Annotated in this window: 17 protein-coding genes and 2 pseudogenes; 8 read left to right on the plus strand and 11 right to left on the minus strand. The window is 60.8% G+C overall.

Features of this window, described 5'->3' with window-relative positions:
• The first annotated feature begins 24 nt into the window (after positions 1-24).
• On the plus strand, positions 25-147 hold the full coding sequence (locus ETW23_RS26575; protein WP_282103097.1) for a hypothetical protein: 123 nt from the start codon (positions 25-27) through the stop codon (positions 145-147).
• Positions 148-439: 292 nt separating this feature from the next.
• Here the strand turns inward: ETW23_RS26575 and ETW23_RS08820 are convergent, their stop codons facing one another.
• Complete coding sequence (locus ETW23_RS08820) at positions 440-892, minus strand: iron-sulfur cluster assembly scaffold protein (protein WP_134829775.1); 453 nt, start codon at positions 890-892, stop codon at positions 440-442.
• 77 nt (positions 893-969) lie between these two features.
• Here ETW23_RS08820 and hisI point away from each other — a divergent pair.
• Positions 970-1,340: pseudogene (gene hisI, locus ETW23_RS08825) on the plus strand (phosphoribosyl-AMP cyclohydrolase).
• Between the two features lie 45 nt (positions 1,341-1,385).
• Here the strand turns inward: hisI and gluQRS are convergent.
• The 4 genes and pseudogenes from gluQRS to ETW23_RS08845 form a co-directional block, all read right to left on the minus strand.
• Complete coding sequence (gluQRS, locus tag ETW23_RS08830) at positions 1,386-2,246, minus strand: tRNA glutamyl-Q(34) synthetase GluQRS (protein ID WP_134829776.1); 861 nt, start codon at positions 2,244-2,246, stop codon at positions 1,386-1,388.
• Entirely contained in the window at positions 2,243-2,857 is a 615-nt protein-coding gene (locus ETW23_RS08835) for a class I SAM-dependent methyltransferase (protein WP_134829777.1), read from the minus strand. Before ETW23_RS08835 ends, gluQRS begins: the two co-directional genes overlap by 4 nt.
• Before the next feature lie 33 nt (positions 2,858-2,890).
• Positions 2,891-4,246, minus strand: a complete 1,356-nt coding sequence (gene trmFO / locus ETW23_RS08840) for a methylenetetrahydrofolate--tRNA-(uracil(54)-C(5))-methyltransferase (FADH(2)-oxidizing) TrmFO (RefSeq protein WP_134829778.1) — start codon at positions 4,244-4,246, stop codon at positions 2,891-2,893.
• 383 nt (positions 4,247-4,629) lie between these two features.
• A pseudogene (locus ETW23_RS08845) lies at positions 4,630-5,417 on the minus strand (enoyl-CoA hydratase).
• 58 nt (positions 5,418-5,475) lie between these two features.
• Between ETW23_RS08845 and ETW23_RS08850 the strand changes: the two are divergent.
• Entirely contained in the window at positions 5,476-5,898 is a 423-nt protein-coding gene (locus ETW23_RS08850; protein WP_129370735.1) for a PaaI family thioesterase, read from the plus strand.
• On the opposite strand, the gene asd is transcribed toward ETW23_RS08850, so the two are convergent.
• The 4 genes from asd to ETW23_RS08870 form a co-directional block, all read right to left on the minus strand.
• A complete protein-coding gene (gene asd / locus ETW23_RS08855; RefSeq protein WP_134829779.1) occupies positions 5,895-6,785 on the minus strand; it encodes an archaetidylserine decarboxylase in 891 nt (296 codons plus the stop codon). The genes ETW23_RS08850 and asd overlap by 4 nt on opposite strands.
• 255 nt (positions 6,786-7,040) lie before the next feature.
• Positions 7,041-7,904, minus strand: a complete 864-nt coding sequence (gene speE / locus ETW23_RS08860) for a polyamine aminopropyltransferase (RefSeq protein ID WP_129370738.1) — start codon at positions 7,902-7,904, stop codon at positions 7,041-7,043.
• Positions 7,901-8,407, minus strand: coding sequence for an adenosylmethionine decarboxylase (speD, locus tag ETW23_RS08865; RefSeq protein WP_129370740.1), 507 nt, complete (start codon positions 8,405-8,407; stop codon positions 7,901-7,903). Before speD ends, speE begins: the two co-directional genes overlap by 4 nt.
• A gap of 245 nt (positions 8,408-8,652) precedes the next feature.
• Positions 8,653-8,886, minus strand: a complete 234-nt coding sequence (locus tag ETW23_RS08870) for a DUF1127 domain-containing protein (protein ID WP_134829780.1) — start codon at positions 8,884-8,886, stop codon at positions 8,653-8,655.
• A 94-nt stretch (positions 8,887-8,980) separates the two neighbouring features.
• Between ETW23_RS08870 and ETW23_RS08875 the strand changes: the two genes are divergently transcribed.
• From ETW23_RS08875 to ETW23_RS08895, 5 genes are all read left to right on the plus strand, one after another.
• On the plus strand, positions 8,981-10,384 hold the full coding sequence (locus tag ETW23_RS08875; RefSeq protein ID WP_134829781.1) for a PLP-dependent aminotransferase family protein: 1,404 nt from the start codon (positions 8,981-8,983) through the stop codon (positions 10,382-10,384).
• Between the two features lie 166 nt (positions 10,385-10,550).
• Entirely contained in the window at positions 10,551-11,009 is a 459-nt protein-coding gene (gene rplM / locus ETW23_RS08880) for a 50S ribosomal protein L13 (RefSeq protein ID WP_129370746.1), read from the plus strand.
• A 5-nt stretch (positions 11,010-11,014) separates the two neighbouring features.
• Positions 11,015-11,500, plus strand: a complete 486-nt coding sequence (gene rpsI, locus ETW23_RS08885; protein ID WP_129370747.1) for a 30S ribosomal protein S9 — start codon at positions 11,015-11,017, stop codon at positions 11,498-11,500.
• Positions 11,501-11,643: 143 nt separating this feature from the next.
• Positions 11,644-12,012 (plus strand): group 1 truncated hemoglobin, encoded by a 369-nt coding sequence (locus tag ETW23_RS08890; protein ID WP_134829782.1) that lies wholly within the window; start codon positions 11,644-11,646, stop codon positions 12,010-12,012.
• Positions 12,009-13,067 (plus strand): adenylate/guanylate cyclase domain-containing protein, encoded by a 1,059-nt coding sequence (locus tag ETW23_RS08895; protein WP_134829783.1) that lies wholly within the window; start codon positions 12,009-12,011, stop codon positions 13,065-13,067. Before ETW23_RS08890 ends, ETW23_RS08895 begins: the two co-directional genes overlap by 4 nt.
• Here the strand turns inward: ETW23_RS08895 and ETW23_RS08900 are convergent.
• Both ETW23_RS08900 and ppk2 read right to left on the minus strand, forming a co-directional pair.
• Positions 13,064-13,681 carry a TetR/AcrR family transcriptional regulator gene (locus tag ETW23_RS08900; protein ID WP_027258814.1) on the minus strand — a complete coding sequence of 206 codons (618 nt, stop codon included), beginning with the start codon at positions 13,679-13,681 and terminating at the stop codon, positions 13,064-13,066. The genes ETW23_RS08895 and ETW23_RS08900 overlap by 4 nt on opposite strands.
• Positions 13,674-14,543 (minus strand): polyphosphate kinase 2, encoded by an 870-nt coding sequence (ppk2, locus tag ETW23_RS08905; RefSeq protein ID WP_134829784.1) that lies wholly within the window; start codon positions 14,541-14,543, stop codon positions 13,674-13,676. Before ppk2 ends, ETW23_RS08900 begins: the two co-directional genes overlap by 8 nt.
• Between the last annotated feature and the right edge of the window lie 58 nt (positions 14,544-14,601).

Raw genomic sequence — 14,601 nt, forward strand, 5'->3', positions numbered from 1 at the left:
GACTGACCGGAGGAGGCCCGAGCCATGATTGCACAGATCAAAACCACCATGCAGAACGCCCATTCGACCCTGCTGGAGGACGCCGTCGGCGCGGCCTCGCTGATTGTGATGCTGGTGGCGGCACTGCATCTTCCAGGGCTGTTCTAATCCGCTTTTCCCATTCCTGATTGCATCTGCTGTGCCGGGCCGGCCCTTTCCTGTCCCGGACTGCCCGAGGGATCAACCGCCTGTCCCGATCCCCAACTTGGATTGCCTCAATATCCAGCCTGGCCTGCCCGGGTCCCGCACAACAGAGCATGACTGCCGCCGCCATCCTGCCCGGATGCGCGGCGGTTTTTTTTATTTGAGGGGAGAGTGATCACACAGCGTATTGATTTGCACAGGTGCAGGCCGCGTTGCAATATTTCGGGCTACCTGTGCAGGGCCGCAAAAGGGAGCGTCAGGCGCAGTGCTCCTTGGCGGCGGTCTGCATGGCTTCCAGCGTTGCCTCCAGCGCCAGCATGATCGAGGCGTGGCGGTTCTTGAACTCGCGCGCAGGCTGCAGCACTTCCAGCCCGTCAAAAGGCGCGTCCGGCACCGGGCCGTTCTGGGTCAGCATCGCCTTCAGCTGGTCGCGGGCGGTCTCAACCTCTTCCAGCGAGCGGCCGATGACATGGGCACCCACCACTGCCGCCGAGGCCTGTCCCAGCGCGCAAGCCTTTACGTCCTGGCCGAAATCCGCGATCCGCCCGTCTGTCACAGAAATGTCGACGGTCACGGCAGAGCCGCAAAGCGGCGAGCGTTTCTTGACAGTGGCACTGGGAGATTCGAGCCTGTCGAGATGCGGAATATCCGCCGCCAGCGCAAGAATGCGGGTGGAGTACAGTTTGATCAGATCACTTTCGCCAGACATGTCTTTCCCGGGCTTTCCCTGCTTGGTTCTTCCCCATACATAGGGAGCCGAACAGCAGATGCAAAAGGTTTTTACCCATGTCTATTGCCGCGTCCTTTGATCCCGCCAGCCTGACCTATAATGACGCCGGGCTGATCCCCTGCATTGCGCAGGACGAAGCTTCGGGCGAGGTTCTGATGATGGCCTGGATGAATGCCGATGCGGTGGCGCGCACGCTGGAGACCAGGAACGTGACCTATTGGTCGCGGTCGCGCCAGGCATTTTGGGTGAAGGGGAAACCTCAGGCCACGTGCAGGAACTGATCGATCTGCGGGTGGATTGCGACCGGGATTGCCTGCTGGCGCTGGTGCGGCAAACCGGGGCGGCCTGCCATACCAACCGTCGGACCTGTTTTTATACTGCGGTGCGCGGCGGCGAAGAGATTGAGCTGATGAAGCCGATGGGCTGAACAAGGGTACGGCCCTGGCGGACCGTGCCTCCGGCGGGGATACTTTTAGCCAGAAGAAGCGATCAGGCCGGCCATTTCGCGGATGTCCTGCGGGGTGGCCCCCTCGGCGCGGTATTTGGCGATGGCGCGGGCATCGTCGCGTTTGGCAAGGCGCTTGCCAGCCTCGTCGCGGATCAGGCGGTGGTGGTGGTAAACGGGCGTGGGCAATCCAAGCAGGCTTTGCAACAGCACATGGATCTGTGTGGCCTCAAAAAGGTCAGCACCGCGTACTGCATGTGTGATGCCTTGATCCGCGTCATCAACAACAACGGACAGATGGTAGGATGTGCCCAAATTTCGGCGCACCAGGATGATGTCGCCAACGGTCATGATCAATTGTTCCGGCTTCAGGGGATGGATGCCTTCGAACTCCGGGCCGGTTTCCGTGAAGCTGCGTAATTCAGCTGCCTGGACGGCTTTCATCATGTTCAGCCGGATCACGTCCTTGTTCGTGGCCTCGGATGCCGGGCGCTCGCGGCAGGTGCCTGGGTAGATGCGCCCGTCGGGGCCGAATTGCGGAACCCCTTCTTGCGGGGCGCCTGCGGCGGTCTCGATATCGGCACGGTTGCAGCGGCAGGGATAGGTCAGGCCCATCACTGTCAATTGGTCCAGTGCGGCGCGATAACGGGGCAGGCGGTCCGACTGGCGCATTACCGGCTGCGGCCAAGTCAGGCCGAGCCACTCCAGATCCTGAAAAATCTGCGCCTCCCATTCGGGGCGCGCGCGGGACTGATCGATATCTTCGATGCGCAGCAGAAAGCTGCCGCCTTCCGCCATGGCCATATCGTGCGCCAGGATGGCGGAATAGGCATGGCCCAGGTGCAGCGGTCCGGTTGGCGACGGTGCAAATCTGGTGGTGAATGTCACGCTTTCTCAATTACATAAACTGTGGACTTCAAGTCGATGCCAGGGAGGTGGTCGCCGTGCTCCCGGAATAACAGCCGGGCGGCCGAACAGTCCAGCCATTCATTGAGTTTGCCGGTATAGGCGCGGTCTTCCAGTGCGTGATCATTGTAGGAAAAGGCAAACAGCCCGCCGCGCGGCAAGGCATGCAGGATCATGTCGAATACCGCTGGCGGGGCTGCGCCAGTGCCCAGAACGCCGCAGCCGGTGATCTGGCGGTAGGCGCCCCGCGGGATCGGCTTGCTGTCCTTGACATCAATCTGTGTCAATGTGCGGTAGACGCCCTTGCTGCGGGCCTGGGTGAGCATCTCGTCAGACGGCTCCATACCATCCACAGTGTCAAACCCCTGCAACCGCAGCGCCAAACCTGACAGGCCGGTGCCGCAGCCGAAGTCGAGAACGGGCACACTCATGTCCGGCTGGAACTGTGCCAAGGCTTCGGCGATACGGCCCGGTGTGGCGTAACCGTTCTCGGCGATCTCAGCGTCATAAGAAGCGGCCCATTGGTTGTAGTGATCCAGGGTCGCTTCCGGTGTTTCAAGGTCGTAGGCCTTGTTCAGAAACTTTTCGCTCATGCAGTGAGTTTAGGCCCGGCAGCCGCAGCCCGTCTAGGAAAAGTTGCTGAGCCACTCTTGCCAGGCATCCTTGGCGCGGTCGGTATAGGCCTTGTATCGGTCCTTGCGGCCGCGGCGGCCGCCTTTGAGACCGTCAACCGGGCGGAACAGGCCGAAGTTCACGTTCATCGGCTGGAAAGTCTTGGCCTCGGCGCCGCCGGTGATGTGGTGGATCAGCGCGCCCATGGCACTGTCCTGCGGCACATCCGGCAGCTGTTGACCGAGGATTTCCGCAGCGGCCAGCCGGCCTGCCAGCAGGCCCATGGCCGCACTTTCGACATAGCCCTCGACGCCGGTGATCTGGCCGGCAAAGCGAATGTTGGGCTTGGATTTCAGCCGCATCTGCGCGTCCAGCAGGGTGGGGGAGTTCAGGAAGGTGTTGCGGTGGATGCCGCCGAGGCGTGCAAAGCTGGCGTTCTCCAGCCCCGGGATCATCTTGAACACGTCTGTCTGGGCGCCGTATTTCATCTTGGTCTGGAAACCGACGATGTTGAACAGCGTTCCCAGCGCGTTGTCGCGGCGCAGTTGCACTACGGCATGCGCTTTGACGCCGGGCTGATGCGGATTGGTCAGCCCCACCGGCTTCATCGGGCCAAAGCGCAGCGTCTCACGGCCGCGGTCGGCCATGACCTCGATCGGCAGGCAACCGTCGAAATAGCCCGCGGTCTCGCCTTCGTGAAACTCAGTTTTGTCAGCTGACAATAATGCGTCGATAAAGGCCTCGTACTGGTCCTTGTCCATCGGGCAGTTGAGGTAGGCGGTGCGCTCTTCCTCAGTCTCGCCCTTGTCATAGCGCGACTGCATCCAGGCCTGCGACATGTCGATGCTTTCCGCATAGACAATCGGCGCGATGGCATCGAAAAACGCCAGTGCCTCGGCGCCGGTTTCCGCCTGGATTGCCTGCCCCAGTTCCGGTGATGTCAGCGGGCCGGTGGCAAAGATCCAGTGGCCGTCCACAGGCAGTTCGGTGATCTCTTCGTAAGAGACCGACACATTGGGATGTGCCTTCAGCTTAGCCGTCACAGTTTCGGCAAAGGGATCCCGGTCCACCGCCAGCGCACCGCCGGCGGGCAGGCGGTGTTGGTCTGCTGTGGCCATGATCAGCCCGCCTGCTGCGCGCATTTCCCAATGCAGCAGGCCCACGGCGTTCTGTTCGTCATCATCCGAGCGGAAGGAGTTGGAACAGACCATCTCGCCCAGGTTGCCGGTTTGATGGGCAAAGGTTTCCACCTTGGGGCGCATTTCGTGGATCACCACGGATACGCCCATGTTCGCCGCCTGCCAGGCAGCCTCGGACCCGGCCATGCCGCCGCCCACGATATGCAATGTCTGTGCCGAATGATCTGTCATGCCCGCCACATAGGGCAGGGGAAGGGGTTGCGCAACAGGATTGGCGGTCGAACCCGCGCCGCAGCGCCGCCGAAAATCGTACAGAGTTTGTTGGCTGTATGTGATCTGACCGGGAGGGAGGGAAATTTGGGGCCGCCGCTGCGGGAATGGTCACCGGTGAGAGAGAACCGGTTGGAGGGACCCTTCCGCAGCAGCAGCCCAAATTGTGCCGGTCAGTGACTAATCAGCGACCGTGCCCAATCTTTGCCATCTTTCCGCCCGAATTGAAAGGCGTTTGGCTGGCTTCTTAAGGAAACAATATGTGCGGAATGGTAAACAAAGCCTAAAATTTTCGGAAAATTCCGGAGGTCAGGCCGGAATTCCCGAAAAATCCTCCCGGCGCATCAATTTTCCTGCCAGTCGGGGGCGCGTTTTTCGATAAAGGCGGCCATGCCTTCGATGGTGTCGCGGTACATCAGGTTCTCGACAATCACTCCGCTGGTATAAGCATAGGCCTGATCCAGCGGCATCTGCAGCTGCTCGTAAAACGCCTGTTTGCCGATTTTCACAGCAGAGCCGAGTTTCGCGGCGATGGTTTCAGCCAGCCGGGTGGTTTCCGCCTCCAGCTCCTCCAGCGGCACGGCGCGGTTGGCCAGACCCAGATCCACCGCGCGGGCGGCGTTGATGAACTCGCCCGTGGTCAGCAGCTCAAACGCCTGCTTTCGGGGATATTGCGCGACAGGGCCACCATCGGGGTGGAGCAGAACAACCCGATGTTCACGCCGTTGACGCCGAATTTGGTGTCCTCTGCCGCCACTGCCAGATCGCAGGACGCCACCAGTTGGCAGCCTGCTGCCGTGGCGATACCATGGGCTTGGGCAATCACCACCTGGGGCAGCGACTGCAGCCCTGTCATCACGCTGGTGCAGCGGGCAAACAGGTCCTGGAAGTAAGCCTTGCCGCCGTCCGCCGCGGCGCGGCCTGCGGTCATCTGCTTGATGTCATGGCCCGCACAGAAGCCTTTGCCGGTGCCGGACAGGATCACCACCTTGATGCTGCTGTCCTCGCGCAGGGCGTCGATCTGCTCTTGCAGGGCCGCCAGCATCCCGTCCGACAGGGCGTTCAGTTTTTCCGGCGTGTTCATCTTCAGCCGGGCAATGCCGCCCGTGTCGTGACGTTCCAGAATTGTCATCTTGCCCTCCTCGCAATTCTCGGGGCAACTCTATGCAGGGATAGGGGAAAGGGAAAGCATGACGCTGGCATTTGATGTCGCAGGTCTTACGGATTACCTGCATGAGATTTTTCCGCAGGTGAAGGATGACTTTGCCATCGACGCGATGGATGAGCAGGGCCTGCGGATGCGGCTTTTGACTGCCGAACGGCATTTGCGGCCCGGCGGCACGGTGTCGGGCCCGTCGATGTTTGCACTGGCGGATTGCGCGATCTATGCGCTGCTCCTGTCGCGATTGGGGCGCGAGGCGCTGGCCGTCACCACCAATTGTTCGCTGGATTTCATGCGCAAACCCGTGGCCGGCGCGGATATTATCGCCGAGGCGCGGCTGTTGAAGCTGGGCCGGGTTTTGGCGGTCGCCGATGTGCTGATGTATTCCGAAGGGCTGGCAGAGCCGGTGGCGCGCGCCAGCATGACATATTCGATCCCGCCAAAGCGCTAAAGCGCGGTGGCAAAGGGCTGGCCGGCCTTCACCAGCGTTTCCCGGCCTTTGGCGCTGTTTGCCACCAGATCGTCCGAGAAGCGGACCTTGCCGGGCTCAAACACCACCACCACGGTGGAGCCGCCGAATTTGAAATAGCCCTTCTCGTCCATCTTCTGCACGTCGCCAGCGGTACGGGTGTTGACGATGCTGCCGACACCAAAGGCGCCGACCTCGACAAAGCAATAGGTGCCCAGCGTTTCGGTCTCGATCAGGGTCCAGCTGCGTTTGTTCTCGCCGAACACATCCGGCCCGGCCCCCAGCGCAATCGGGTTCACCGAATGCAGCGCGCCGGCAATGTCCTGGGCGCCATTGATCCGGCCTGCCGCGGGGAAGTGGTATCTGTGATAGTCCGCCGGGCACAGCCGCACGATGGCCAGGGCGCCGCCGATGAAACGCTCCGCAATGCCGGGCAGCATGGTGCGCACCGACATCGGGTGGCCTTTGACGGGGATAAACACGTCCTCAGCAAGTTCCGGGAACACCAGCACCCGGCCATCGGCAGGGGAGACAACGTCCTTGGGGGCGGTGCTGAAGGGGCGCACTTCGGGTTTCAAATGGCGGACAAAGAATTCATTGAAACAGGAGAAACTCTCCGTGTCGGCAGAAGCTTCGGTCATGTCGATCGACAGGTCTTCTATCACCGCCTTGATCTTGCTCTTGGAGAACCGCGAGTTGAACCAGATGCCCATCAGACGGCTGATGAGGGGCGAGCGAAACAGCAGTTTCTCGATGGGCCGGGCACTGGCGTTCTGATAGGCCCAGCGAATCCATTTCTCGCCGAGCACGGTTTCTTCAAAGGTCTCGCCGGTGTCGCGGTCAACAACAAGGATGGGATCGCGCTTCATAGGGCCTGCCACGTCTGGTTTCTGCTCCGCCGCGCCTAGCAAGAAGCGGCGGCGGGGCCAAGGCCGGAATTGGGTCGCAACGCTGGGGCAGGGACCGTTCAGGGGCCGGAGGCCGTCTTGCAAATGCGTCCAGTGCAGCTTTTGCGGCCGAAAGCTGCCATAGCACCGGATGCATGGCGCGTGCCCGCTCTGCGGGCGGAATTGCTTTTCCAGAAAGGAAAAAGGGGGCCGTGGCCCCCCTGTCCCGGATGTTCCTTACGGGAACAGCTTTTTCACGTAGTTCGGCAAGGCAAAGGCGGCCTTGTGAACCTCCGGATTATAATACCCGGTGTCGATCCCGGCAGCAGCAAACCGCGCCTCCAGATCCGCAAGGCTTGCATTGCGGGCCTTGCCCGAATGGCTGCCCCAGCCGAACGCCATCGGACCGCCGGCATAGGTCGGCACTGACGCCAGATAACATGACGCATCGGCGAACAGCGCCTGGAAGGCGCGCAGGGTGCCTGTCAGCTCGTCACCCTGCATGAACGGCACGCCGTTTTGCGTCACGATGATGCCGTCCTCAGTCAGCGACCGCGCTGCGTGGCCATAGAAAGTATCGGTGAACAGCACTTCGCCGGGGCCGATCGGGTCGGTCGAATCGACGATGATCACATCGAACTTTCCGGTGTTCTCTTTCATGAAGAGCGCACCGTCGTTGATCACCAGATTGAGGCGCGGATCGTCGAACGCGCCGTCGCTCAGCATCGGCAGATACTCTTTCGAGAAATCCACCACGCCGCCGTCGATCTCGACCATGGTGACATGCTCGACCGACGTGTGGCGCAGCGCCTCGCGGGCCATGCCGCCGTCGCCGCCGCCGATGATCAGCACACGTTTTGCGGCACCATGCGCCAGGATCGGCACATGGGTCAGCATCTCGTGGTAGATGAAGTTGTCGCCTTCGGTGGTCTGCACCACGTCGTCCAGCGTCAGAATCCGGCCGAACTGGCCGTTCTGGAACACTTTCAGACGCTGATGCTCGGTGTTGCTGTCATAGAGCATCTCGTCCACGCGCAGGGCCTGGGCGTAATGCGCATGCAGGCTTTCCGTAACCCACTCCGGTTTGCTGGCACTGCTCATGCTGCAACCTCTTTGGCGATCAGTTCCTCTCCGCGCAGCAGTTCGCGCACTTCCACCATGTCAGTGTTGAAGGCCTCTTTCAGCACGTCGACGGCTTTCCACGGCTCGGCATCGCCGCACATGAAGACGTCAAAGGCGCCATAGCCGATTTCAGGCCATGTATGCACCGAGATATGGCTTTCCGCCAGCACGGCCACGCCGGAGACGCCCTGCGGTGAAAACTTGTGGGTGTGGATGTGCAGCAGGGTGGCGCCGCAAACGTCCACGCAGTCGCGGAACGCCTTCTGGATGCGGGCTTCGCAGTCCAGGCCGGTGCCTTTCATTACTTCGATGATCAGATGGGTCCCAGCAAACACCTTGCCATCCTTACGGATGAAATGGTCTTCGCGGTCCGAGTCCACAACGGAGTCGATATTCGCGGCTGTTACACCGCGGGCGGTATCTTCCTCATGGGCGCCTGTCTCCAGACCGATCCCCAGTTGGAAGAGGTTGGCGTCTTTCATGACACTCCCCTTCGTTCCAGTAGATTGCAATCCAGCCGGTTCCTTAGCGCCCCCCGAATAAGGGTCCGGGGTTGGGATCGGTACCGAAAGTGAGGGGCATTTAGGCCGGGGGGGAGATTCGATCAACCTTTAATTTTTGCATAGCCGGTAACGCGCAAGGACCTGCATCCTGCGGATCACAAGGGCCGGCAAAAAAAAGGGCCGGGGCGAACCCCGGCCGTCAGGTTGTTCTATTGCCCAGGGGATCATGGGCGCCAGAACGGAAGAGTGGCTTCATAATGGGCGTCCTGGCGGCTCAGCCCGATGTCCTTAAGCTGCGCTGCGCTCAGGTGTTTAAGGTGGGTTCTTGTGCGGCGGCGCAGGCTCCACTTGGTCACCAGTACTGCAAAAAGGACGGCCCATTGCGCCAGCACCGGCAGGGCCGGGCGGCTGATCAGATAGGACATGTTCGAATGTGCCATTTGCGTGTGCTGTACCATGGGAGGCTTCCTGTATTGTGTTGATACAATCCTGTTGATTTGTCGTGATGTTTTGATACAAAGGGGTAAGCGTGTTGTCCAAGGATGGATTGTAATGGGTACAATTTGGCCGCAAAGCCTGAGTGAGACAAAAGGTCCCAAGTATAAAAAAGTAGCAGATACAATCCGGTCTGCTGTCGAATTGGGCAGTTTGAAAATTGGTACAAAGCTGCCGCCGGTGCGCGATCTAGCGTATCAATTGAGCATTACACCCGGCACCGTAGCCCGCGCCTACAGCATTCTGACCGATGAAGGCGTGCTGGAGGCCGAGGTCGGGCGCGGCACCTTTGTAGCCGAAAAGAAAAAGCCGGTGCCGGATGACGTATGGTCGCGGGAGCTGCATTTGCTGGAGGCGCGCGATCCCGGTCATGTCAGCCTGTTCAGCCCGCGGATTGCGGATATGGGGCAGGTGGCCGCGGTGCGCGAGGCGCTGCACAAGGTGGCGGAAGGCGAGGCGCGCAATTTCCTGAATTATCCGACCCGCGACGCTTATCTGCCGGTGCGCCAGGCGGCGGCGGCCTGGGTGGGACAGTCGCCGGTTGGCATGGTCACAGAAAACGACATTGTTCTGACACATGGCGGCCAGAACGGGCTGATGGTGGTTCTGCAAGCGATCCTCGAGGGGCCGCAGCCGGTGATCATGGTTGAGGATCTGACCTATGCCGGGTTCCGTCGTGCCGCGGAACTGCTGAGGGCGCAGGTGGTCGAGGTTGCCATGGATGAACATGGTATCCGGCCGGATTCAATGGAACTGGCGATCCGCAAGACCGGCGCCACGGTGCTGTGCACCAGCCCTGAGGTGCATAATCCGACCGGGCTGCACACCCCGCTGGGGCGCCGCAAGGAGATCGTCCGCATTGCCCGCCGCCACGGGGTGCAGATCGTCGAGGATGATTGCTACCGGTTGGGCGAGTCGCGCGCACCCAGCTACCGGTCGCTGGCGCCGGAGCTTGCCTGGCATGTGTCCTCGATCTCCAAGATCCTGACACCAGCCCTGCGCGTCGGTTTTGCGCTGGCGCCGGAGGGCCGGACCACAGACCTGCGGCGGGTGGCGGAACACGGGTATTTCGGCCTGGCGCAGCCGCTGGCGGACCTGGTGCGGATCCTGCTCACCGATCCGCGGCTGCCTGATCTGGTGGCGGCGGTGCGCAGGGAAATGGCCCGTTATGTCCGGGTCGCGGTCAATGCGCTTGGCGGGTTTGATCTGACCTGGAATCCGGATGTGCCCTTTGTCTGGCTGCGGCTGCCCTCGGGCTGGCGCGCTGCCGCTTTCACCCGCGCCGCAGAATCAAACGGGGTTCAGATCCGCTCGGCAGATGAATTTGCCCTGCGCGACGGCCGCGCGCCGCATGCCGTGCGCATCGCCATCAACGCGCATGTGCCGCTGAAGCAGTTCGAGGAGGCGATGCTGCGCCTGCGCGCCCTGCTGGACAACCCGCCCGAGCAGATCAGCGTCTGATTTTATGGGGTATTATTATACCTAATTTCTAAGGCGTTGAATTTGCTGCATTTATTGTTGTTTACGCCTGTTGACGTGGCTTTGTGATCGCCGTAAACCCCCTCCATCGCATTCAGGCGTTTCCTTTCGGGGACTCTGCCGTCACGACAAACAGGATTGACCTGCCATGAAAACCTTCTCTGCTACTCCGGCAGACATCGAGAAGAAGTGGATCCTGATCGACGCCGAGGGCGTTGTTCTGGGCCGTCTTGCTTCCATCGTCGCCATGCGCCTGCGTGGTAAGCACAAAGCGTCCTTCACTCCGCATATGGATATGGGCGACAATGTGATCATCATCAACGCTGAAAAGGTCCAGATGACCGGCAAGAAGCGCGAAGAGCACTTCTACTGGCACACTGGCCACCCGGGCGGCATCAAATCGCGCACCAAACAGGAAATCCTGGAAGGCAAGCACCCCGAGCGCGTTGTGACCCAAGCGGTCAAGCGCATGCTGCCGGGCAACCGTCTGAGCCGTCAGATCATGACCAATCTGCGTGTCTATGCCGGTGCCGAGCACCCGCATGAAGCACAGGCCCCCGAAGTTCTGGATGTTGCATCCATGAACAAGAAAAACACCCGGAGCTAATGTAGATGTCTGATCAGATCAACACTCTTGAAGAGCTCGCAGCTGCAACCGGTGTGGAAGCAGTGGCCGAAGAAACCATCACACGTGAGCCGGTTCGCGATGAACTGGGCCGCGCCTATGCCACCGGCAAGCGTAAAGACGCGGTTGCCCGTGTCTGGATCAAGCCGGGCTCCGGCAAGGTCGAAGTGAACGGTTTGGAAATCAACAAGTATTTCGCCCGTCCGGTGCTGCAGATGATCCTGCGCCAGCCGTTCCAGGTTGCCGGTGTCGAAGGCGAATTCGACGTCTACGCCACCGTAAAAGGCGGCGGCCTGTCCGGTCAGGCCGGTGCGGTCAAGCACGGCGTCTCCAAAGCGCTGCAGCTGTATAATCCCGCTCTGCGCGGCGCGCTGAAAGCGGCTGGCTTCCTGACCCGCGACAGCCGTGTTGTGGAACGGAAGAAATACGGTAAGGCCAAAGCCCGTAAGAGCTTCCAGTTCTCCAAGCGCTAAGTTTCACGCTTTTACCAATTTTGGAAAGGGCCGCCTGCTGGGCGGCCCTTTTTGCTGCTGGTTCAGGTGATTGACCTGCACCGTTAACATTTTCGCAAAAGTAACGTAACATTGCTGGCACCGCGTTCTGTTGGGGGGCTGCAATGCCGCAAACCATCTATGAGAAATACGGCGGTTTCAGTGCCATCAGCCGGGTCGTGATGACCTTTTACGAGTTGGCGCTCGATTCCGATCAGATCGGTGACTACTTCGCCGATGTGGATATGGCGCGGCTGATCGACCATCAGACCAAGTTCATTTCGTCGCTGCTGGGCGGGCCTGCATCCTTCAGCGATGAGCGGCTGGAGGCGGTGCACCGGGCTCTGGCCATAACCCATGATGACTTTGATGAAATGGGCGCGCTGCTGAAAGACGCGCTGGAACAGCATGGGCTGTCTGAACCGGATGTCCGGGCCACGCTTGCCGCAATTGAAAGCAAGCGCAACGTCATCGTCCACCGGGACGCCGCATGAGCATCGCTGCCATCAACGAGCAGCTGCTGCGCGCCGTTGGTGTAGGGGTTGCCGTTGTCCGCGCTTCTGATCTTGGGTTTGTCTTTCACAATCAACCCTTTGCCGAGTGGTTTGGCACACCCGGGCCGGACGCGGTCCTTACGGATGCCATCGAAGAGTTGCAGCCACAGGATCTTGGCCCGTTGTGCGACGAAGGGCTGCGCTACTCGGCGGAGCTGAAGATCAAGCGCAAGCGGCGGACGCTGGTTTTCGCCATCAACATCTCGCAGGCCAGCCACCTTGATGAGGCGCTGTTGGTGGTGGAATGCCAGAACATCACCCGCATCCGCGAGCTGGAAAGCATGATCGACAGCTATTCCGCCATGGTGGAGCGCAACACCCGCGAGCTGGAGCGCGAGAAGGAGCGGGTGGAACGGCTGCTGCTGAACCTGATGCCGCGCTCGGTCTACGAGGAGTTCAAGACCTTCGGCGTGGTGACACCGCAGCTTTACCCGAAGGTGTCAGTGGTAATGCTGGATTTTGTCAATTTCACCGACTTCGCCTCCCGCACCGATCCGACGGTGACTTTGGGAGAGCTGAACGATATCTTCACCGCCTTTGACCGCATCGTAGAACAATACGGCTGTGAGCGGATCAAGACCATTGGCGATGCTTATCTGGCGGTGGCCGGGATGCCGGATCCTACCCCGGATCACGCCACCGCCGTGGCCCATTGCGCCACCAGGTTCCTGCGCTATCTGGACCGGCGCAATCAAAGCCATCAGCATAAATGGCAGGCGCGCATCGGGCTGGGCACCGGCTCGGCCGTCGGCTCGGTGGTTGGCATTCAGAAATATGTGTATGACGTCTTCGGCCCGGCGGTGAACCTGGCCTCGCGCCTGCAAGTCTTTGCTAACCCGATGAAAATCGTCGCGCCGGATGAGATGAGGGAATCCCTGTCCGAGGAATTCCGCGTCACCGACATTGGCCCCGAAGATATCAAAGGCATCGGTGAGGTGCATCTTGTTAACGTCGGAGACGAGTTGCGCGCGCCGCAGCCCAGCAGCCGGTTCTAACCGTCCGGCGCAATCAGCCCCAGTCCGCGCAAGTAGATACCGATCCCGCTTTCCAGCAGGTCCTCGGGCGGAAAGGGAGAGGCGGCACCGGGCGAGTTCCGTGCATAAAGCTCCACCACTCCGTGGCTCATCGCCAGCACATGGGCCGAGAACATCGAAGCAGGCGGGCGTTTATCTTCCGGGATATGCTGGCTGAGGTCCGCGGCGGCGCGTTCCAGGATCGCCCGTGCCCGGGCAGCAGCATCAGCCAGTTCCGGCGTCCGGTTCACTGAAATGCCGCTTTCGAACATGGCGATGTAATGGCCCGGATGTTTGCGGGCAAAGGCGAGATAGGCGCGCCCCGTGGCCTCGAACGCCGCCAGCGCCGAGGGCTGGTATTTGTCATAGGCGTGCTGCATCAGGTCGGCAAACATCGCATAGCCTTGCCGCCCGGCTTCGGCGATCAGATCCTCGCGCCCTTTGAAGTGGCGGTAGACGGCGGCGGGGGTCACTCCGGCCTGTTTGGCAGCCTCCGACAGGGTGAACCCGGTCGGACCCTTGGCCTCGATCAGATGCAGGGCTGCTTCGACCAGTGCCTGGCGCAGGTTGCCGTGATGATAGCCGCGTTTAGGCATCCCAGATATCCGGGCCTCCGCAAATTCCGGTGTCCAATTCGCCAATCGCATCGGCGTTTTTGCTGTCATAGTCAACGGCATGCAGAACGCTGCGCATCGCAGCCAGCCTGGCCCGTCTTTTGTCATCGGATCGAATGATGGTCCAGGGGGCCTCGGCGCTGTGGCTGCGCGAAAAGGTTTCGGAAATGGCGGCGCTGTATTCGTCCCATTTCTCCAGCCCCTTCACGTCAATCGGGCTGAGCTTCCATTGTTTCAGCGGGTCGGACTCGCGCGACAGGATCCGGCGCAGCTGTTCTGCTTGGCCGACGTTCAGCCAGAACTTGAACAGATGCACGCCATCCTCGGCCAGGGCCCGTTCAAACCCCGGAACCTGACGAAAGAAGCGTTCGCGTTGTTCATCGGTGCAAAAGCCAAACACCTTTTCCACCACGCCGCGATTGTACCAGCTGCGGTCAAAGAACACGATTTCGCCGCCCGACGGCAGGTGCTGGACATAACGCTGGAAATACCACTGGCTTTGTTCGGCCTGGGAGGGTTTGGACAGTGCTACAATCCGCGCGCCGCGCGGGTTCAGGTTTTCGCGAAAGCGCTTGATGGTGCCGCCCTTGCCGGCTGCATCCCGGCCTTCGAACACAATGGCAATGCGGGCGCCGCTGGATTTGACCCAGGACTGCAGCTTGACCAGTTCGATCTGCAGCGCCTCCAGCTCCGCCTCGTAGGCCTTGCGTTTCATCCGCTCCCGGTACGGGTAGCTGGGGCTGAGGATCCCGTCTTTATCCGCGCCTTTGATGGCCTTGCGGATCTCCTCCGGCGCGCCGGTCTGGTAATAGCGGCTTATGGCCCCGTCAAATGGCAGCGGCATGTGAAAAACCCTTCTGTCCTCAACCCTTTATATGGGCAAGAACTATGGAATGTGAATC

Origin of the sequence: Leisingera sp. NJS201 (genome assembly GCF_004535885.1) — a bacterium.
Taxonomy (GTDB): domain Bacteria; phylum Pseudomonadota; class Alphaproteobacteria; order Rhodobacterales; family Rhodobacteraceae; genus Leisingera.

What these genes read in the sequence shown, in the direction of transcription:
- ETW23_RS08875 (WP_134829781.1), top strand. Translation starts at nt 8,981, where the DNA reads ATGGGTACAATTTGGCCGCAAAGCCTGAGTGAGACAAAAGGTCCCAAG.
- ETW23_RS08835 (WP_134829777.1), bottom strand. Translation starts at nt 2,857, where the DNA reads ATGAGCGAAAAGTTTCTGAACAAGGCCTACGACCTTGAAACACCGGAA.
- trmFO (WP_134829778.1), bottom strand. Translation starts at nt 4,246, where the DNA reads ATGACAGATCATTCGGCACAGACATTGCATATCGTGGGCGGCGGCATG.
- asd (WP_134829779.1), bottom strand. Translation starts at nt 6,785, where the DNA reads ATGAAGCGCGATCCCATCCTTGTTGTTGACCGCGACACCGGCGAGACC.
- speE (WP_129370738.1), bottom strand. Translation starts at nt 7,904, where the DNA reads ATGAGCAGTGCCAGCAAACCGGAGTGGGTTACGGAAAGCCTGCATGCG.
- rpsI (WP_129370747.1), top strand. Translation starts at nt 11,015, where the DNA reads ATGTCTGATCAGATCAACACTCTTGAAGAGCTCGCAGCTGCAACCGGT.
- ppk2 (WP_134829784.1), bottom strand. Translation starts at nt 14,543, where the DNA reads ATGCCGCTGCCATTTGACGGGGCCATAAGCCGCTATTACCAGACCGGC.
- rplM (WP_129370746.1), top strand. Translation starts at nt 10,551, where the DNA reads ATGAAAACCTTCTCTGCTACTCCGGCAGACATCGAGAAGAAGTGGATC.
- ETW23_RS08890 (WP_134829782.1), top strand. Translation starts at nt 11,644, where the DNA reads ATGCCGCAAACCATCTATGAGAAATACGGCGGTTTCAGTGCCATCAGC.
- ETW23_RS08820 (WP_134829775.1), bottom strand. Translation starts at nt 892, where the DNA reads ATGTCTGGCGAAAGTGATCTGATCAAACTGTACTCCACCCGCATTCTT.
- ETW23_RS08895 (WP_134829783.1), top strand. Translation starts at nt 12,009, where the DNA reads ATGAGCATCGCTGCCATCAACGAGCAGCTGCTGCGCGCCGTTGGTGTA.
- ETW23_RS08850 (WP_129370735.1), top strand. Translation starts at nt 5,476, where the DNA reads ATGACGCTGGCATTTGATGTCGCAGGTCTTACGGATTACCTGCATGAG.
- ETW23_RS08870 (WP_134829780.1), bottom strand. Translation starts at nt 8,886, where the DNA reads ATGGTACAGCACACGCAAATGGCACATTCGAACATGTCCTATCTGATC.
- speD (WP_129370740.1), bottom strand. Translation starts at nt 8,407, where the DNA reads ATGAAAGACGCCAACCTCTTCCAACTGGGGATCGGTCTGGAGACAGGC.
- ETW23_RS26575 (WP_282103097.1), top strand. Translation starts at nt 25, where the DNA reads ATGATTGCACAGATCAAAACCACCATGCAGAACGCCCATTCGACCCTG.
- ETW23_RS08900 (WP_027258814.1), bottom strand. Translation starts at nt 13,681, where the DNA reads ATGCCTAAACGCGGCTATCATCACGGCAACCTGCGCCAGGCACTGGTC.